The organism is Lysinibacillus phoenicis (genome assembly GCF_047238325.1).
Lineage (GTDB): Bacteria > Bacillota > Bacilli > Bacillales_A > Planococcaceae > Lysinibacillus > Lysinibacillus irui.
Map to the genome: position 1 here is coordinate 3,541,828 of NZ_JBDFMP010000002.1, position 18,373 is coordinate 3,560,200.

Genomic DNA, 18,373 nt, shown 5'->3' on the forward strand with positions numbered 1-18,373 from the left:
CGCATTATAGATGCTGTGTTATCTTGTAAATAAGTTAATTGAAAGGGGGCTTAATTATGACTGTTGAATTAAAAAAAATGAGAAAAGAATTAAAGTTAACACAAAAATCAATGGCCAAGTCAATGGGAGTTTCTCTTTCTATGTATGAAAAAGTTGAACGAGGTCATAAAAAAGCATCAAGAAACTTCATGGAATCTTTAAAAAAGAAATATCCAGAAGTCATAATAGATGAAGTTTTTTTTTAGAGTTAAACAGCATTTGAAATGCTGTTTTGGGATACTTTATAAAGTAGGTGAGATATGTGCGAATTGAATTTGATATGCCAGAAGGTTTAGAAGAACAGTTAAAACAAGTAGTCTTATCTGCTACTAAACAAGCTATTGAACTAAGTCAAAAACAGTTGACTACAAAAGAGTGGATGAACCTCCGCGAAGGAGCATTATATGCTGGGGTGAGTTACAACATCTTTATTCGTTTTAGAACAATGGGTTTAAAAGTATGTGAAATTGATGGAATAAAACGTGTATCGAAAAGTGAAATAGATAATTTTTTGAAGAAAAACAGCTTTTGATAAAAAATACGCTGCGGGGGCAAGTGTGGTTATAGGGAAGCATCAATGTCGTAACACAAGGTGGTGAGAAAGTGGCAATAAAAGAAAAAGAGAAAATTCTTTTAGTTTCAGAAGAAAATATACCAGAAGAATTAAAAAATCTTCCACAGTGGATCCTTTGGGCTGCCGAGTGGAACGAAGAGAGACAACAATTTGAAAAAATTCCATATCAAATTAACGGTAAAAGGGCTAGTTCTATAGATTTTGCAACTTGGAATACATTTGATAAGGTGTTTGAAATATACGAGGAATCAAATAATTTTGAGGGAATTGGTTTTGTCCTAAGTCCATTAGATCAATATTGTGTTGTGGATATTGACGATATATCAGATGTTTATAATTTAGACGAATTAGCAAGTGAGATTACTGATATGTCCTATGCAGAGGTATCTCCCAGTGGTACTGGGACTCATATATGGTTTCGATATAAGCATAACAAAGAACGTCATAAAAATAAAAATGCAGATACAGGATATGAAATATACGATAACAAGAGGTTTATAACGGTAACTGGACAATCACTAAACGATCTCCCAATAAATGATGGTGGAGCAATCCTTGATGCTTTTTTAGATAAAGTATTAAAACGCGAAACCATTGTTACCCAACAAATTACTGCAGCAAGTTTTGGACGCGCTTCTTTGAGTGAAGATGAAATAATTAGAAGAGCACTTAATGGAAAGAATGGAGATCGTTTTTATAGTTTTTTATTTGGTGGTTGGGAACCTTTATTTAAAGGTGATTATTCGAGCGCGGACATGTCTTTCCTGAATGATTTATCCTTCTGGTGTAATAAGGACCCAGTAATAATGGATTCGATTTATAGGAAATCTAAATTATTTCGTGATAAATGGGATAGGCCAGAAGATGACCATTCCACAACTTATGGTCAAAAACATATTTTGAAAGCAATTTCTGAATGTAAAGAAACTTATAATCCGCAAGAATCCAATAAGGGTTTAAATTGGTGGAGGACAAATGGCAATGGTACTTTATCGTTTATTCATCGCATTTTGGCCAGAGAGGTCTTAAAAGAATATTCTATTGTTCGTTATCCAAATCCACACAGTGATTTATATTACTACAATCCCAAAAAAGGAATATACGAACAAGATAAATCAGGAAGACAAATTAGTGGTATTATTCGTAGTTTTGACGATGACTTGAAAAATAGTCAAATTCGTGAGGTCTATCATTACATTCAGGAAATGTCTCCAGTAATTAATAGTTTAAATGAAAATTACATTGCTGTTGAAAATGGACTTCTGAATCTAAAAACTTTTCAATTAGAACCATTTGATTCAAAGAAATTTGTAATACAAAAAATATCAGTGAACTATAAACCAAATGCATATGACGAATTTATTGCATCCACTCTTCGAAAAGTTACAAAAGGACATAGTCCGAGTGAGGAAAACATAAAGGAGATATTTGCATGTGTTCTTTATCCAGGTGTATTGGTCCCTAAAATACACTATCTACTTGGTAGGAGCGCTCATAATGGAAAATCATCAATATTGAATATGATTCACCAAACCTTTAATAAAGATGGTGGAAATATTTCAGCAGTAACTCCTCAAAAGTTAGCAAGCAGTCCTTTCGCTGGAGCATCAATTTATGGAAAGTTAGCAAATATTGTTGATGATAATCCAGAATCACTTATTGAGGATAGTGGTTTATTGAAAACAGTTGTAACGGGGGGATTTGCTGAAATTGAAAGGAAAGGAAGAGATTCAGAAACTGTCCGTTTAAGTACTACGATGATCATTGCAAGCAATCATTTTCCTAATCTAAACGAAAGCGGAAATGCTATTAATCGTAGATTGAATATTATTCCATTTGAACATAACTTTTCTTTAGATAATGAATGTTTACCTGATGAAGAAAGTATGAGATTGATTGCCAGTGATTCAGCAAGAGAATATGTTTTAAAACTAGCTGTTGATGCGCTAAAAAGAATGATAAACAATCCTTCGTCTGACAAATTAACACCAAATGAAAAGGCGATGGAAGCAGCCAGTGCATTTGCTGAACATAATGATCCGTGGGGTGATTATTTCCACGAATTTGATGAACAGTATTTCAATGATGTTCCTGGTTTCAGAGCTATATCAGACTATGAAGAATGGTGTAAAGCAAATAGAATACAACCCTTAGAAACAAAGAAATTTAAAGAGGTTGTAAACAGCAAATATGATATGGAGTGGAAAACTAAGAAAATTAAGTACCATGGTGATTGGAAATCTTATAAAGGGTTTAAATCGAAAACAAGTCAGTAACATGGTAACCGTTTGATAACTAGGTGTGTAACCTCCTGAAATATAGTAATACCAATGATTCTATTGGTTTTTAAATAGATTGGTTACTGGTTACTGATTTTATTACAGGTTCATTATATAAGGTGTGTAATAAAGAATATATATACCCTTATTTATTTTTTCTGATTATCAGTAACCAAGTAACTAATAATAGATAAACACATATATACCAATGGTTTGTAATGGTTACCGCAACAGTAACTAATGAATAACCATGGTAACTAAAAAGGAGAGAAAAAATATTATGAAACCAACATTTAAACAATGGATATTAAACTTTGCAAATAGCACTATGTACGATGGTGATTTTGCCCATGATATTGAAGGTGATCCATTTTTTCCGAATTCAACAAACTATAAAGAGATCTATGATTATCTTAATAGTCAAGGTGCTTCTGACAGAGTACTGGCTATATTCAAAGAAGCATGGGAGGAATACAGCAAATGACAAAACAACTTCTTACATTAAAAGAAACAGCTTATCAAAAGCCAACCGGATTATATGGAGTAATTGAAAAGTGTGTAATCTGTAAAGATAAACATATTCATGCTGCAGAAGAAGGTAACGTCGTCGCTCATTGTATTAATTTACCTAGACCAACAACATATGAGCTGGTGATTGATCGGAATAATAAAGAAAACCTACGATTGGCCAAAAAACACGGCATTCCATTGAACTAATTGTGGAGGTACAAGCTCATGAGATTAGAAAAGTATGAAATTGAAGTAATAGAAAACTATTGGATAGACATTGAAGAAATTAAAAAGCGCGTGAAACATCGTGAGTATGAAGTTTTGCAATCTGGTGAAAATCCTGCTGAAAATGCTTTTATAGACAGACATACAACAATAATTAACGGAATTGAGCAACTCTATAGTGAACTCGATGAAGATTTAAAAACTATTGTTGATATGCGCTACTGGAATCCAAGTGGTATTTCTGAAGACTGGTTAATCATTGCAGATCGTTTGTATATGTCTAAGAGTCAGGTGTTGAAGAAACGTAAATGGTTGATTAAAAAAACTGCTGAACGTATTTACTGGGTTTAGTTGAAAGGAGGGTGTGCTGCATGAATCAAACTACAATTTCAGAAGCATTCGGTGAACAATTGGCCCTTGTTACAGCTAACACACCTTATGCGATTGAAAGTGATTCAGATACTTTTATTTCCGAACTAGAACATAAAGTTAGGAAGTGTATGTATTCACTGTGGATGGATGCCAATGCCAACAAGCTAGCAAACTATTTAGACAAGAAACAAGCAGCACACTTTGCCCAGCTGTACGAATTTAGCTATGGCATTCCTTCTTATGATAACGATGATCCTTTTTCTAGTAGGACAGATACACTTGCTTTAATGATTATCGATGAAAAGGCTGCATATAAGAAACGAATAAACCGCATTAGGCTTCAATACAAGCGTTTCAATGAGATATGTGAATCATTAAGTGTGGAAGATAGAGAGTTGTTTATACGTTATTTTGAGCATTCTCAAAAGGTAGATTATGAGAGTTTAAGGAATGCTGTTATTAAAAATCTCACATTAATTAATGAACGTTATTGGCGTGATGAGCAATTAGCAGAGGAACAAACAAAACAGATTAGTGAATCTATCGAAGGGCCAGCTCAACAAATTGTGTTGAAGCCTGATATGACAAAAAGAAGTAGACGTCAAAATAAGATGCGTAGTTTGTTTACACAAGGGAGGTAAGGGGATGACAAGATCATTCGGATTGTATAATCCAGGTACCAATCTAAGAATGATACAAGATGCTTATAAAATCATGGATTATATTGATCGTTTAGAATGTATCGAACATGACGAGGCAAGTAGTCTAGAGAGAAGACAAGTTGCTGCAAAAGAGAAGTCGTTTCAAATGAAAGATCTAGAAGATTTGAAATCGTACATGAAAAATAGTAAACATGATTTCACTAAATTGGTTTATTACAAATACATTGAAGGTTATTCATTGGAAGAAGTTGCGCAAGTGTTAGGCCATAGTTACAGTAATATAGCTAAAATACATGCTTCTTTTACCGAATATATGAAGCAACCAAAGGAAGAACCTATTGTAAATCCAATTCCCAATTTCAATGAATATTTGGAACAACTAAGGGAGTTAATAAACCCTAAATATGAAACATGTTGTACTCATTGTGGATGCACTACAACAATCCCACATGAGCAAGCAAGAAAAATATTTGCTAATGAATCTAGAAGAGAAAGAGTTAAAACTGGAAGATAGGATGGGGAAACAATATGAAAGAACTACGATGCACAAAATGTGGAAAGCTATTACTTAAAGCTGCTAAAGAATATGAAGCAAGTGTTTCTCAGTGTGACATAGAAGTACAATGCACACGATCAAGCTGTAAAGCAATTAATCATTACAAAGTTAAATAACCATAGAGACTCTAGAAGTCCATGACTGCACAGCAATGTGTTAGTTGTGGGCTTTTTATTTTATTTGAAAGGGGTGATTGAAATGTAAAAAGTGATATAAGCCCCCCGCCTCTTAGGGTCCGACAATTTTCTTTAAGTCGGGAAACGGTGATGGGGTGTACTGTCCAAATTTTCCTTTCCTTTTTACGCGCGTGAGGGGGGAGGGGTATAAACAACGAAAGGTGAGAAATGAATGAAAAAATCACAACCAATTAATTTTAATGAATTTTTACAGGAATCAATGAAAGCTAAAAAATTACTTAGTGAATATGTTGAGGAAAAAAGACGAGGATTAGCACCAGATGAAAAAATAATGATTTTAAAAAAAATAATCAAACAGGCCAAAACATACGAAGAGAAACAAGTTCTAGAAAAGGAACTTGAAGAAGAGCGTTTCTTGTTAGAAAACGGTGAACAATTCCCGATGATGCCAACAGAGCATCGCGAGAAAATCCTGTCGAATTTAAAAATTGAAGTAGAGGCAGTAGATGTGGTCCTAAAAGAACAATATGATCTACTTCATAAATCAGTCGACGAATTGGGCCAAATTATTACTTTAATTTCAAATATAAAAAGATTAGAGGAAATGCGTAAAATTGTCCCACAAATTATTAAATATAGGGATGGAATTTTAGAAAGAAAAATGCCGAGTTATGTTCTCCAAGAACACAGTTTTATTCCACACCATCTTATTGTTACAAAAGAAGAATTGAAAGGCGAGGACATTCTAACCGTATTAAGCGAAATGAATAATATTCGTAGAAAGATTTCTAATCTTAAATTTAGTAATAGCCAAAATTTATTCTACGGAGGAGATAAATAATGACAACTTTAGTTGAAAAATACTACAAATTAATTAAGGACAAAGAACAAAAAGAACATATCGGCTACTATCCAGTAAAAATTCGTCCAATTTCAGAAGCTGCAAAAATGAAATTTACGAAAGAATTGACAGTAGAAAACGGAGAAAAACGTGGGGAAGGAAGGCTATTTAGCTTTAGTGAAATGACTAATGCAATCAAAGGTTTTTTAACTAAAGAAAAACTAGATAATTCACCAACATTCACACGAAAGCTTGAAATCTTTTTTAAAGAATACGAAGACGAAATAGAAAACAAAAGACATTATAAATCTTTGTTAGAAATTTCAGTTACAGAGGATTTTAAGAAAAGAGGTTGGATGATTGGTGGTCATGAGTATTCAATAGAAATTGGAGATTTTGTAGAGTATGAGGAAAAAGAAAAATTAACCTTCTCTGATTTAAAAGATTTACGAAATGAGTAAGTTTAATAGTTCAAAAAGTTATGATGTCGGTTTCTTTTGATAAAGATACAGATTGCATGACAATTTTATAAGTAATATGCGTCAGTCCAATGATTGGCGCTATTTTTAAAGAAAGTAGGTTGAAAAATGCGATTCACAATAGAGATTGATGGTAAAGAAACTCCAATGTGCGCTAGCCCAATGACAAAAAGAATTTATAGAAAAAACTTTCACGGGGATTTAATAACTAATATCGGAATCTATTCAACTGATTATAAGAATGATTTATATCATAACGAAAAGCTTGCACAAATAATTTGGAGTTTTGCTAAAACTGCTAATCCTAATCTACCTAAGTATAATGATTGGGTTGATAGTTGTACCACTATACCAGTAAAAGGCATCTTTTTAGAAATACAAGAAAAATTGAAAGGAGATGATTTCTATGGCCAATAATCGTATTAAAGGGATTACGATTTCCATCGATGGTGATACAACCGGTTTAGAAGGAGCATTAAAAGATGTTAATAAGCAAGCTGGTAATTTACAAAGCGAATTAAAAGACGTTGAACGATTATTAAAATTGGATCCAGGTAACGCGCAACTAGTTGCACAAAAGATGGAACTTTTGCAACAAACAGTACAAAATACTGAAGAAAAGTTAACTGCATTACGAGCTGCTCAATCGCAAGTAGATGCACAGTTTCAACGAGGTGACATTGGAGCCGAACAGTATAGGGCATTCCAAAGAGAGCTAGCATTAACAGAAGCTCAATTTAGAAATTACAGTAATCAACTTAGCACAGTTCAGATGGACCATGAAAGGCTATCTAGAAGCCAACAAGAACTGGGTACATTTTTTAGAGCAACAGGTACCGATGTAAATCAGTTTTCTGATGCACTTGGTAATAGGCTTACCAATGCGATTAGAAATGGTACAGCTTCAGCAGATCAAATAAACCGTGCCTTGCAAATTATGGGCCGTCATGCACTAGGGGCAAGTGCAGATATTGACCAAATGCGTAATGCACTGCGTCAAGTTGACTCTAGGGGATTAACGAACGTTAGTTTAGAGTTATCAAGGATAGCAGATGCTGCAAATGAAGCAGGAGATGAAGTAAACGGATTTGGTGATAAATTAGGTGGTGTCGTTGCAGGATTAGCAGCTGGAGGAGGTATAGCAGGAGTTGTACAACAAGCACTTGATGTTTCAAGTTTAGACACTAAGATCGATATTTCTTTTGATGTACCAGAAGAAAGTAAGGCATCGGTTCGAGATGCGATTAAATCGATTGAAACCTATGGTGTAGATGGTGAAGAAGCACTTGAAGGTGTGCGTCGTCAATGGGCCTTGAATAAAGATGCTTCTGATGAAGCGAATGCATCGGTCGTAAAAATGGCAGGAGTAATTGCTTCAGCGTATTCAGGTATTGATTTCACAGAATTAATTCAAGAAGGTAATGAAATTGCTGCTACTTTAGGAATCACAAATGAAGAAGCAATGGGTTTAGTGAATACTTTATTGAAAACAGGATTTCCTCCAGAACAATTAGATATTATCGCTGAATACGGAGATCAGATGATTCAGGCTGGTTTCACAGCAAAAGAAGTACAGGCTATTATGGCAGCTGGTGTTGATACAAAAAGTTGGAACATAGATTCACTTTTGGATGGTGTCAAAGAGGGCCGTATCCAAATGGCTGACTTCGGTAATGGGCTTGATAATTCTTTAAAAGAGATAATAGCTCAAACTGATATTTCAGCTAAACAGTTTGTTACCTGGGGGCAATCAATCGCTGAAGGTGGCGAAGAAGGTCAAAAGGCTATGCTTGAAGCCACAAAGGCATTAGCTAGTGTCGATGATGCAACTGTCCGTAACCAACTTGGCACAAAGATGTTTGGAACAATGTGGGAAGATCAAGGGAAAAAAATTATAGATACCATCCTTAAGGCTGAAGGAAAACAAGTTGATCTGAAAAAAGGCATTGATGATATTGCAGAATCTCAAAAGAAACTAGAGAATGATCCAACTGTTACTATGCGAGAAGCATTTGCAAGTCTACAAACAGCTGTAAAACCTGTTCTGGATGTCATTGCAAATTTAGTTTCAATAATTTCTCAATGGGTTACCAATAATGCTGGATTAGCTGCAGCAATTGTAGCCATTGGTGCAGCAATTGGTATTTTAGTAGGTGCATTCGCGGCATTAATGCCAGCGATTGGTGGACTCGTCACCGCATGGCCCGCATTAGCAGCTGCAGTAGGAGCAATTGTATCTCCAATAGGCTTGGTTGTCGCCGCCATTGCAGGAATAGGCATTGCTCTTGTGGCTGCTTATCAAAGTTCTGAAACATTCAGGGAAAACGTTAATACTGTCTTTCATGCTATAAAGGATATAGCAGTCACAGTCTTTGAGTCCGTTGCTTCCTTTATTGGAGAAAAAATTGCTCAAATCAAACAGTTTTGGGATCAAAACGGTACTCAAATATTACAAGCTGTAGAGAACGTATTTAATGGCATTAAAGCCGTTATTGAGTTTGTTATGCCAGCAGTAAAGTTTGTTATTGAAACTGTGTGGAACGCCATTAAGCAAGTCATAGATGGTGCTTTAAATGTGATTATGGGTGCCATTAAAGTGTTCACTGGTCTTTTTACAGGCGACTTCAGCAAGATGTGGGAAGGCGTTAAACAAATCTTTAAAGGGGCCATTGATCTTGTTGTTGGATGGATGACACTATCATTCTTCGGTGGTATCAAAACGATTGTCACTAACCTTGCTAAAACAGGCGTTAGTCTATTAAAAGGCATGTGGGATGACATAGCTAAATTCTTTACCTCAATGGGCTCAAAAGTGTCCTCCACAGTTTCTAACTTCTCTACTTCAGTTCTAAATTTCTTTAAAAATTTGGCTACTAATACAGGTAGTACAATTTCAAATATGGTAAGTTCAGTAATCAATTTCGTGAAGAATTTGGCCACTAATTTCGTTAATACAATCTCTACAATGAAGAAGAATGTTATTAATAAAATAACGGAAGTAAGAGACGGCATGGTGGAAAAAGTAAAATCATTACCTGCTCAATTTATTTCAATCGGTAAAGACATCATAAATGGTCTCATTAAAGGTATATCAGATATGGCTGTTAATGCAATTGAAGCAATTACAGGTGTTGTGGATGGTGTAGTAAATAAAGCTAAAAAAATGCTTGGTATCAATTCACCAGCTAAGGTGTTTATCCAATTTAAAGCTAAAAAAGTTGTACAAGCAGCAAAACAATTTATTCCGAATCCTAATTTACCTAAAATAAAATTCGAACCAATTGGAGGGAAAGTATGACACTCATTTCTACTTTTGGAGATGGCCAATCAGTTTGTTTAATTAGTGGTGATACCAAACAGGTTTTTAAGCTATTTGGAAAAACTATTAAACTACCTGATATGGAAACTAAAATTCATCGTATATCTGATAATTTTATTGCTGCAGGCGGTGGTTTAAATGCCATTTACGAATATGTAATCGAGGAATTGAAAGGTTTAAATTCTAACAAAGCAACTGAAATTTGTATGCATCTAAATAGATTAGCTCATACAGTTCCTGATGAATTTGCTACAGTATTTAAAATACACAAAGACATATTCTTCACTGTTCAAATTATTGGATTTGATATTGAGTCAGGGAGTATGTATAGCATTACTTATAATGTGGATGATGGGGTTGAAATGTCCATAGTACCTTCATTCGGTATAGCAGGCAGTTTAATTGCTCCGAAGGACGTTTCAAAGGCATATGAACGATTAGGAGACGTTAACGGAGCGATTAGAAATAAAAACGATATTTCCACATTAATAGAGGATCTTATTAATTACTCAATGCATTTGCAGTATGAGCTAATGAAGGATTATCCAGATGATGTGTCAAACACTTATTGTTACCATGTATTAGCCTTAGTTAATGGAGAAGTGATGCATTTTGAAGGTAGGACAGAATTGCAAAATCAATAAATTAAACTATTTGAGACTACTAAATTGGTAGTCTCTTTTTATAATGACAATACATTCCATTTGTACTATGATATAGGTAAATGGGAGGTGATAAATATGGAAGGTAAAATTTTTACAAAAAATGGTGAAGAACAAATAGAAATAAAGAAAAGAAATGCCTATCGTAAAATACTTTTAAAAGAACTTTATGTAAGAATGTTTAAAGATAAAGAAATGAATAAAAGTGTAACGTTTAAAGGCAAATCTGACAGCGAAGATTTTGAGAAATTTTTGGCATATAAAGTCTTGAATGAACTAGGTTATGTCAATTTAGTTTATGATGAAAAACGTATAGTTCCAGAAGAAGGTTACGCAGTAGAAATAACTCCTAAAGGCATTCTGTATTATGAAAATCTATAAATTTTACATAAGTCACATCTAACAAGGTGTGGCTTTTTTATCAAGAAATAGTATAGCTGAAGTAGTGACAAGGTTGTATGAATTTGTAATAATTGTAATAGAATCATTGGTAATTTATAATAAAGAAAGCAATTATATGAAATGGGGAGGGAGATTGTTGATTAATAGAATAAATGTTAATGCGGTATTAAATCCGTTAGGCGAAGGAATAAGTCGACCTTCTTTAATTTTAGGAGACGATTTTAATAGATACGTTCTAAAGACTCAAAAGGTTTTTGAAGATAACAAAATGGTAACTTATGATTGTATGTTTTTGAATGAATTACTAGCTTATCAAATTGCATGTTACTTGGGTGTACCAATTCCAGAAGTGGCAATAGCGTATCTTAGTGGGAAGTTAATCGAAAAAGATCCTGCATTGACTTTTGTACATCGGTTTTATGAAGGTAATTTATTTGCAAGTATGGAATTAAAAGATACAGAAAATAATATGGTTGAAAATTATAGGGAAATGATACAAATGAAAAAGCCTTATATTACAAGATCATGGAATACCTTTTTCTCCAATATAACAAATGTTGGTGATATTTCCAAGATACTTGCATTTGATTTACTTATTGCTAATTTTGACAGATACGGAAATACAGGTAACCTTCTCGTTTCTAACCATTCTAGTTTAAGAAGAATATATGCAATAGACCACGGACATGCTTTTTTTGGTCCAAAATGGGGAATAGAAAAGGTAAATGTCATGAGGAGCGTAGAAAATACATATCAGTATATTGATGGGTATATAAATATCGCTTTTGGAAATAATGTGAATCAAGGGTTGTTAGATGGACTTGGGCCTGTTTTTAATTCTTTGGAAGATAAAATTGATTTAACAAATGTAGTGGAACACAGCTTTAAAAATGTAGTAAACTTAATCGAAGATATATCAGAGCCTCTTCTGGATGAATGGTTTAAAGAAATACCAGACGAGTGGTTTGTAAAAGGGCAAAAAAGTCAACAAATAGCGTTCCATAAACAATTTATTTTAAATCAAAAAAATCTTGTTAGATTTATTATACAACGAATGGCTGAAAGAAATGCTTTTTCTAATTATCTAGGAGGTGAGTTGCAATGGAGGAAAGAAAAGAATGTTGGTATAGTATAGTTCGTTATTGTGCGGATGATTTAGCTGGCGAGATAGTGAATGTTGGAGTGGTTATGCATTCGTTTAACCAGACTATTGAAACGAAGTATCTTATACTTGACGAAAATTCTCCAAAGATAAAAGCTATAGCTAACTCCAATAGAGATGTTGCGTTATACAAATCATATAAGGATAAACTTGAGTATTATTTGAAAGAAAGTATACATGACCTTTTGGGAAATGTCGGGGAAATAGGTGTTGGCTCTCCTGTTGCTGAAGATTTTCTCGAAAAACTGTACGAGTATTACAAAAATCAAAAATTAACACTAACTAGACCAAGCTTTTCTCTAACTGCAGATTATGAAAAATTGTTTAATAAAGTTTTCGAAACATATATCGGTAGTAAATATCTACAAGTTAATGATAAACATGTAAGTGTTAAGAAGTATGTGAGAGAGGTCTTTGAAGAGCATGATTTACTTGGAACAAAGGTAATGTATGATTTTCCTATTTCACCCATAAAAGACTTAGGGGATCTATTAAAAATTAATGTGGATTTTGGTTATAAAAACGGTGTGTGGAATTATCTCCAAGCCGTTCCACAATTCTCTGGTCCAAGTAAAAACACAGAGTGGTTTGCTAAAATGAAATTAATGTTTGAAAATATAGAAGATGATGCAAGAATGCATTTATTATTTAAGTCTTCAGAGATATTGGATCATAGAGAATTTAATGAAGTTTTGGCATACTTAACAAAGATGGATAAAGAAAGAATCGTAAAATTGGATTTGGATGAAGAATCGAAAGTAATTGAACTTTGCAGAACTATCGAAAATGATGCACATGATATTGAAGAAATTCTTATATCGTAATTAAGAAATAAATTACGCTTGTTAAGCAAAATATCTATACTGATAAAAAACACTTTCAACTGCAAGATCAGTCGAGAGTGTTTTTCTTTTTATTCAGTTCATAAAATGGCAATGATAATAGAAAACAATTGGAGCGTGCCCATGAAACAATATTTAAAATTAGAGTTATTAGTAGAGATACCAGACGATTTAGAAATAGAATTAGTAAAGCCATTACAAGCAGCGAAAAATATTATTGTGGATCCTGATAAAAAAATGACAATGTCTGTAGATGAATTGGCTGAAGAATTACAAATAAGCAACACCACGATTTATACTATGGTTCGTCGAAATGAAATCCCACATAAAAAAGTGCGTGGCCGTATTTTATTTCATAGGGCTACTATAGAAGAATGGTTAATGAATATCGAGTGACATGACTAAAGGACACCCGAATTATTGGGCGTCCTCTTTTTTATTTGGTGAGTATTCAAGTAAATCGGTGATATCACAATCCAGAGCTATACATAATGCATCTAAAGTATTTAAATCAATCCGAGTTACCTCATTCTTTTGTAAAGCATACAAAGTATTTTTGTTTAATCCACTTTTCTCCACTAATTGGGGTACTTTAATTTTTTTCTCAAACATAATTCTATCCAAAGTAATTTTTATCAAAACAATCCCTCCTGAATTAATTATACAATGAAGTTGGTATTTTTTCATAATTACTATTGACTAATTATTAACTACTATGTACAATGAAGTTAGTAAAAAGTACAAAGAAGTTAGTACGAATCTATTTTATGACCATCAATGGTTAGTCGGTGAATGCACTAGAAATAGCCGATATTTAGAAAGGGGTGAGGAAATGAAAATGTGTGGAAGTCACCAATCAAAAACTATCCAGCAGCGCAATGAATACATCCACAATAAAATGATTCAACTGGACCAGGTAAAAGATGCTCACAAGCATACACACCGTTTAGCGCGCATTATGAAGTACCACAAGCTATTAACCGATGTTGAAGTGGCTTACATGCGCCATCGCTTGCATGTTGTGTTTGGAAACGTATCTTTGAAAGGAAGTGACGATGTATGAAGGTGACAACGAAAGAATGGCTTGCCATGTCTGACCACAATAAACAAATACTTTTGAATGCAGTAGCAAACAAATAAAGAATGAAAGAGGGAATCGGAATGGAACAAGCAGCAGCAAAGGTAAAATCATTGGTACATGAGAATAGTTGCAATGCCTATAACTTATCAGCACAAATTATTCAATTAGAGGTTGTACAGGGTGCTGTAGCACGATTGATAGAAAGACTTGATGATATAGTATACAAAGGTTGGCATAAAAAACCTGGAATGGCTTGTGTTGCGATTGAAGAATTACGAGATACAGTACGTTTGATTGATATGGGATTCAATCCTTTGTTTAAGGACATGTCAGAAGAAGTCAAAACCCTTAATATTCATGCTGACAAATTATATGAAACGGTGATTAAAAATGAAGAAAATAAAAAAGCCGATGCGCTAACATCGACTAAGTAAATACAAATCTAAGTAACATTTTAACACACAGATGGGGCTTGCGCAAAAATATGCAGGCCTTATCTATACGTTCAATCATCGATATTTCTTTGGCCATGTCGATTTTTAATGCGTGGTCTGTAATTTTTCTGTTACCACCAAATGCTGTTTCGTCATGGACAATTTTGTCCAGCACGACAAAATCAAAGTTTTCAACAAATCCGTATTCAGTCATGCGGTCAAACCAAAAATGGATTGTCCTAATAAATCAGCTTTACGACATTTATGTCTGGAAGTACAGGTGGGCTTCCTCAAAAATGAGGAGACGTCAAATTTCACGTCTCCCCAAAATTGGGGACACCTTTTTAGCTGTTCATTTTTTAGCTACAAAATCTTACACGTGAAAATGTCGGATTGAAAAGATTTGCTCAAAATTGAGCAGAAGTAATTGGTGGCTGAATTTTCAGCCGCGAGTTACTATGGTCTAATATTCGACAGTGATTTAGATACTCACAAATTTGTGAAAATCTCATAACTCAAAAATGAACTGTCCTATTTCACTGTCCAAAATTGGTTAGTGAGTTTCATTGACGAAATTCCAGGAGTGAAAAAAATTGCTTAATTTTCGAATGATGTAAAAGAGTGTGGAAGGTAAAATAAAAAGGACTGGGGAGTTAACCCCAATCCTAATTAAACTTGCCCCCAACAACGCTTTTTTATAAATAGCATTCAAAATGGCATTCACTTATTTTGGAATACCCTTGAAAAAGCCTTGTAATTACTGATATATCAATGTTTTTATCAAAAGGTGTTTGGAGTCTCACCGCCCCGAGTCTAGAAATAACGAGAGTCATCAAAATTAATTTGTATACTATAATTTTTCGAATTAATAAGATTGGATAATTTATGTGCATCTTTTTCAAGTTTAATCGCACGTTCTCGATAGTCGTCGGGTTCATACATGGCGATTTCGTATAACAACGCATTTTCACCATAGCCAAATCGGACACTTTCTTTTTCACGCATGCTGAATTCTTTACAAAGTTCAGCCTCGGCACGGAGCTGTGTTGCTAGTTCAATGGCTTCCACCAGAGCTAGTTTTTGCCCTTTAAAATCTACTGAGTTTTGGATATTCGCTTCATATACTAAACGATCTAATGTGCGTGCATCTAAACGAACCTGTGCTAATTCAGCTTCAATTAGCGGCATCGCACGATAACTTGTTTTAGGAGCTTGTCCTTTTTCTACTGTTACAAAAGCACTGCGATGTAATTCACTCACAAGTTCTTGAGTTTTCTTTCCTAATATACTTTTTAATTTAACAGCTTCTGCAAGGTTAATCACGAAAACACGTCCTTTTTATAGTGTTGTAGATGGTGCATCGTTAGACAAGAGAGCGATTTGATAGTCACCGCCATGAATTTGATTAAACATTTTTCCTGCTGACATAAGAAGGTCGTTTGCAGCTTCATTTGTTAAGGATGGTCGAAGATAAAATAGCTGTAACGCCTCAGTTGTTTCTTCTGTAACAGCTGTACGTGTAGAATCTACGAAAGGTGAACCAAATGCACCTACCTCATCACGACTGTAGAGAATATTTTTTAATGTATTAAAACGACCATTTAAACCTTCGTAGCCAACTTCTTCATGACCTAAAGTAATTTCTACAAACTCTTTGATTTTCGAGACATCATATAGACCAATTGGCATTTCGTATTGGAGAGAGAAAAAATTATTCAAATCAACACCTGAATGAAGAGGTGTTAAATAATTTTGTTTACTAATTCGGCGCATTAAGCTTTCTGCTGAGTGACGATAACGGTTTGGATCAGCACCGAGTTTTTTCCATAGCTTTCGCCATTCAGCAATACCCTCTAGCTGAGTAACAGGATGATCCTGCAATTCTAAATAAAGGTTTTCCTGATACAATTGCATTCTACCTTTAATCATTTGAGGGGATTCTGCAACGACAATTTTGGTATAATGAATAATGCCGATTTTTAGCTCGGGATGTTGTGCTAATAGAGATTGGTTAATGGAAATTTCCAAAGAACTTCACCTACTTTATCTATTTCTACTATTGTACCATGTAAGGAGTTGGAAATAAAATGAACTTAGATGACCTACAACGTGACTTTGTGGCATATGCCATGTCCATTGGCGTTGATAAAATAGGTTTTACCACAGCAGCTCCCTTTACAGAACTTAAAAACAGACTGCGTCGTCAGCAGGAGCTAGGCTATCAGTCTGGCTTTGAAGAAAGTGATATTGAAAAACGTACCGAACCCCTTCAATTATTGAATGAAGCAGAGAGCATTGTCGCAATAGCAGTTGCCTATCCATCACGTATGGAAAATGCACCTACTGGTAAAAGAGGGGCAAGGCGAGGAATTTTCTGCCGTGCTTCATGGGGTGTCGATTATCATACAGCATTACGTGAACGTTTAAAGCTATTATCTAATTGGCTTGAGGAACGTGTGGAGGGTGTACGTATTGAATCAATGGTTGATACGGGTGCTCTTGTAGATCGTGCAGTAGCAGAACGTGCAGGCATTGGCTGGAGCGGTAAAAACTGCTCGATTATAACGCCAGAGTTTGGCTCTTATGTATATTTGGGTGAGCTCATCACAAACATTCCGTTTGCACCTGATAAGCCAATGGAGGATGAATGTGGAGATTGCCGTTTGTGCTTGGATGTATGTCCAACGGGCGCATTAATCGAAGGAGGACAATTAAATGCCCAGCGCTGCATCGCCTTTCTAACCCAGACAAAGGGAACATTGCCAGATGAGTTTCGTAGTCATATCGGTAATCGTTTATATGGCTGTGATACATGCCAAACAGTTTGCCCAAAAAATAAAGGGAAAATCAATTGGATACATGAAGAATTCAAACCAGATCCAGAACTTGCTAAGCCACTACTGACACCGCTCTTAACCATTTCAAATCGAGAGTTTAAGACAAAGTTTGGCCACGTATCAGGTTCCTGGCGGGGCAAAAAGCCCATTCAACGCAATGCCATTTTGGCACTTGCTCATTTTAAAGAAGAAGCCGCCATACCGGATTTAATCGGCCTACTAAAAAACGATGATCGTCCAGTCATCCGGGGCACCGCAGCATGGGCTTTAGGAAAGATAGGTGGAGAACAGGCCAAAGTCGCCTTAGAAGAAGCGGATCTTATAGAGCAGGACGAAAATGTGCTTGCTGAAATTAACAAAGGATTGCAGTTTTTTCAGTAATGAGGTCGATTTTCTCTACTAAATTAAAGAGGGGGTCACTTTAGAGGAGTAGCAACCGCTCCAGGTGGGTGTGGCGGTTCCAAATGCAGTGATAACCGCTCCAAGTGTAAGTGAAGTCGCTCGAAAAGAGATGGCAACCGCTCCAAAAGTGAGTGAAATCGCTCCAAAAAAGGTGGTAACCGCTCCGAAAGTGAGTGAAGTCGCTCCAAAAGAGGCGGCAACCGCTCCAAAAGTGAGTGAAGTCGCTCCAAAAGAGATGGCAACCGCTCCAAAAGTGAGTGAAGTCGCTCGAAAAGAGGTGGCAACCGCTCCAAAAGTAAGTGAAGTCGCTCGAAAAGAGATGGCAACCGCTCCAAAAGTGAGTGAAGTCGCTCGAAAAGAGATGGTAACCGCTCCAAATGTGGGTGAAGTCGCTCGAAAAGAGATGGTAACCGCTCCAAAAGTGAGTGAAGTCGCTCCAAAAGAGCCGAGCCCCGCTCAAAGCAGAGGGGAAGTCGCTCCTATGCAGGCAAAACCGCTCCAAAAGTGAGAGTTGCCCTCTAAATGAGTTTCGCAGTCCTCTTAAACCGATTTAAAGAA

25 protein-coding genes are annotated in these 18,373 nt (G+C 35.3%); 21 read left to right on the plus strand and 4 right to left on the minus strand.

Annotated features, from left to right (window positions below):
- The first annotated feature begins 56 nt into the window (after window positions 1-56).
- From ABC382_RS19180 to ABC382_RS19260, 17 genes are all read left to right on the plus strand, one after another.
- On the plus strand, window positions 57-245 hold the full coding sequence (locus tag ABC382_RS19180) for a helix-turn-helix domain-containing protein (protein ID WP_412927020.1): 189 nt from the start codon (window positions 57-59) through the stop codon (window positions 243-245).
- A gap of 56 nt (window positions 246-301) precedes the next feature.
- Window positions 302-571: a DNA-binding protein gene (locus ABC382_RS19185; protein WP_412927021.1), complete on the plus strand. Its 270-nt coding sequence runs from the start codon at window positions 302-304 to the stop codon at window positions 569-571.
- 71 nt (window positions 572-642) lie between these two features.
- Window positions 643-2,889 carry a phage/plasmid primase, P4 family gene (locus ABC382_RS19190; protein WP_412927022.1) on the plus strand — a complete coding sequence of 749 codons (2,247 nt, stop codon included), beginning with the start codon at window positions 643-645 and terminating at the stop codon, window positions 2,887-2,889.
- Window positions 2,890-3,172: 283 nt separating this feature from the next.
- Window positions 3,173-3,376, plus strand: a complete 204-nt coding sequence (locus ABC382_RS19195; protein ID WP_412927023.1) for a YozE family protein — start codon at window positions 3,173-3,175, stop codon at window positions 3,374-3,376.
- Window positions 3,373-3,609, plus strand: a complete 237-nt coding sequence (locus ABC382_RS19200) for a hypothetical protein (protein WP_412927024.1) — start codon at window positions 3,373-3,375, stop codon at window positions 3,607-3,609. The genes ABC382_RS19195 and ABC382_RS19200 overlap by 4 nt, the downstream gene beginning before the upstream one ends.
- A gap of 18 nt (window positions 3,610-3,627) precedes the next feature.
- Complete coding sequence (locus ABC382_RS19205) at window positions 3,628-3,978, plus strand: hypothetical protein (RefSeq protein WP_412927025.1); 351 nt, start codon at window positions 3,628-3,630, stop codon at window positions 3,976-3,978.
- A 20-nt stretch (window positions 3,979-3,998) separates the two neighbouring features.
- Window positions 3,999-4,640, plus strand: coding sequence for a hypothetical protein (locus tag ABC382_RS19210; protein ID WP_412927026.1), 642 nt, complete (start codon window positions 3,999-4,001; stop codon window positions 4,638-4,640).
- Between the two features lie 4 nt (window positions 4,641-4,644).
- The gene (locus tag ABC382_RS19215) at window positions 4,645-5,175 is read left to right on the plus strand and encodes a hypothetical protein (protein WP_337976224.1); all 531 of its coding nucleotides are present in this window, start codon (window positions 4,645-4,647) and stop codon (window positions 5,173-5,175) included.
- A gap of 390 nt (window positions 5,176-5,565) precedes the next feature.
- Window positions 5,566-6,195, plus strand: coding sequence for a hypothetical protein (locus ABC382_RS19220; protein WP_412927027.1), 630 nt, complete (start codon window positions 5,566-5,568; stop codon window positions 6,193-6,195).
- Window positions 6,195-6,656: a hypothetical protein gene (locus ABC382_RS19225; RefSeq protein ID WP_412927028.1), complete on the plus strand. Its 462-nt coding sequence runs from the start codon at window positions 6,195-6,197 to the stop codon at window positions 6,654-6,656. The genes ABC382_RS19220 and ABC382_RS19225 overlap by 1 nt, the downstream gene beginning before the upstream one ends.
- Window positions 6,657-6,782: 126 nt before the next feature.
- Window positions 6,783-7,091, plus strand: coding sequence for a hypothetical protein (locus ABC382_RS19230; RefSeq protein WP_412927029.1), 309 nt, complete (start codon window positions 6,783-6,785; stop codon window positions 7,089-7,091).
- On the plus strand, window positions 7,081-9,972 hold the full coding sequence (locus ABC382_RS19235) for a replication protein (RefSeq protein ID WP_412927030.1): 2,892 nt from the start codon (window positions 7,081-7,083) through the stop codon (window positions 9,970-9,972). The genes ABC382_RS19230 and ABC382_RS19235 overlap by 11 nt, the downstream gene beginning before the upstream one ends.
- Window positions 9,969-10,637 (plus strand): hypothetical protein, encoded by a 669-nt coding sequence (locus ABC382_RS19240; RefSeq protein WP_337976219.1) that lies wholly within the window; start codon window positions 9,969-9,971, stop codon window positions 10,635-10,637. The genes ABC382_RS19235 and ABC382_RS19240 overlap by 4 nt, the downstream gene beginning before the upstream one ends.
- 96 nt (window positions 10,638-10,733) lie before the next feature.
- The gene (locus ABC382_RS19245) at window positions 10,734-11,036 is read left to right on the plus strand and encodes a hypothetical protein (protein WP_412927031.1); all 303 of its coding nucleotides are present in this window, start codon (window positions 10,734-10,736) and stop codon (window positions 11,034-11,036) included.
- 157 nt (window positions 11,037-11,193) lie between these two features.
- Window positions 11,194-12,192, plus strand: a complete 999-nt coding sequence (locus tag ABC382_RS19250) for a HipA family kinase (RefSeq protein ID WP_412927032.1) — start codon at window positions 11,194-11,196, stop codon at window positions 12,190-12,192.
- A complete protein-coding gene (locus tag ABC382_RS19255; protein ID WP_313470542.1) occupies window positions 12,159-13,043 on the plus strand; it encodes a DUF3037 domain-containing protein in 885 nt (294 codons plus the stop codon). The genes ABC382_RS19250 and ABC382_RS19255 overlap by 34 nt, the downstream gene beginning before the upstream one ends.
- Before the next feature lie 141 nt (window positions 13,044-13,184).
- Window positions 13,185-13,457 (plus strand): helix-turn-helix domain-containing protein, encoded by a 273-nt coding sequence (locus tag ABC382_RS19260; protein WP_341275678.1) that lies wholly within the window; start codon window positions 13,185-13,187, stop codon window positions 13,455-13,457.
- A 21-nt stretch (window positions 13,458-13,478) separates the two neighbouring features.
- Here ABC382_RS19260 and ABC382_RS19265 read toward each other — a convergent pair whose 3' ends face one another.
- Complete coding sequence (locus ABC382_RS19265) at window positions 13,479-13,700, minus strand: helix-turn-helix domain-containing protein (protein ID WP_243432702.1); 222 nt, start codon at window positions 13,698-13,700, stop codon at window positions 13,479-13,481.
- Window positions 13,701-13,893: 193 nt separating this feature from the next.
- Between ABC382_RS19265 and ABC382_RS19270 the strand changes: the two genes are divergently transcribed.
- A complete protein-coding gene (locus ABC382_RS19270) occupies window positions 13,894-14,124 on the plus strand; it encodes a hypothetical protein (protein WP_412927033.1) in 231 nt (76 codons plus the stop codon).
- 98 nt (window positions 14,125-14,222) lie between these two features.
- Window positions 14,223-14,576, plus strand: coding sequence for a hypothetical protein (locus tag ABC382_RS19275; protein WP_412927034.1), 354 nt, complete (start codon window positions 14,223-14,225; stop codon window positions 14,574-14,576).
- On the opposite strand, the gene ABC382_RS19280 is transcribed toward ABC382_RS19275, so the two are convergent.
- The 3 genes from ABC382_RS19280 to ABC382_RS19290 form a co-directional block, all read right to left on the minus strand.
- A complete protein-coding gene (locus tag ABC382_RS19280; protein ID WP_412927035.1) occupies window positions 14,569-14,790 on the minus strand; it encodes an antA/AntB antirepressor family protein in 222 nt (73 codons plus the stop codon). The genes ABC382_RS19275 and ABC382_RS19280 overlap by 8 nt on opposite strands.
- A gap of 599 nt (window positions 14,791-15,389) precedes the next feature.
- Complete coding sequence (locus tag ABC382_RS19285; RefSeq protein WP_274794472.1) at window positions 15,390-15,899, minus strand: hypothetical protein; 510 nt, start codon at window positions 15,897-15,899, stop codon at window positions 15,390-15,392.
- 15 nt (window positions 15,900-15,914) lie between these two features.
- A complete protein-coding gene (locus ABC382_RS19290; protein ID WP_322611136.1) occupies window positions 15,915-16,604 on the minus strand; it encodes a B3/B4 domain-containing protein in 690 nt (229 codons plus the stop codon).
- 59 nt (window positions 16,605-16,663) lie between these two features.
- On the opposite strand from ABC382_RS19290, the gene queG reads away from it, so the two are divergent.
- Together queG and ABC382_RS19300 are read left to right on the plus strand one after the other, a co-directional pair.
- Window positions 16,664-17,794: a tRNA epoxyqueuosine(34) reductase QueG gene (queG, locus tag ABC382_RS19295; RefSeq protein WP_312507328.1), complete on the plus strand. Its 1,131-nt coding sequence runs from the start codon at window positions 16,664-16,666 to the stop codon at window positions 17,792-17,794.
- Between the two features lie 70 nt (window positions 17,795-17,864).
- Window positions 17,865-18,323, plus strand: coding sequence for a hypothetical protein (locus tag ABC382_RS19300; RefSeq protein WP_412927036.1), 459 nt, complete (start codon window positions 17,865-17,867; stop codon window positions 18,321-18,323).
- The last annotated feature ends 50 nt before the right edge of the window (window positions 18,324-18,373 follow it).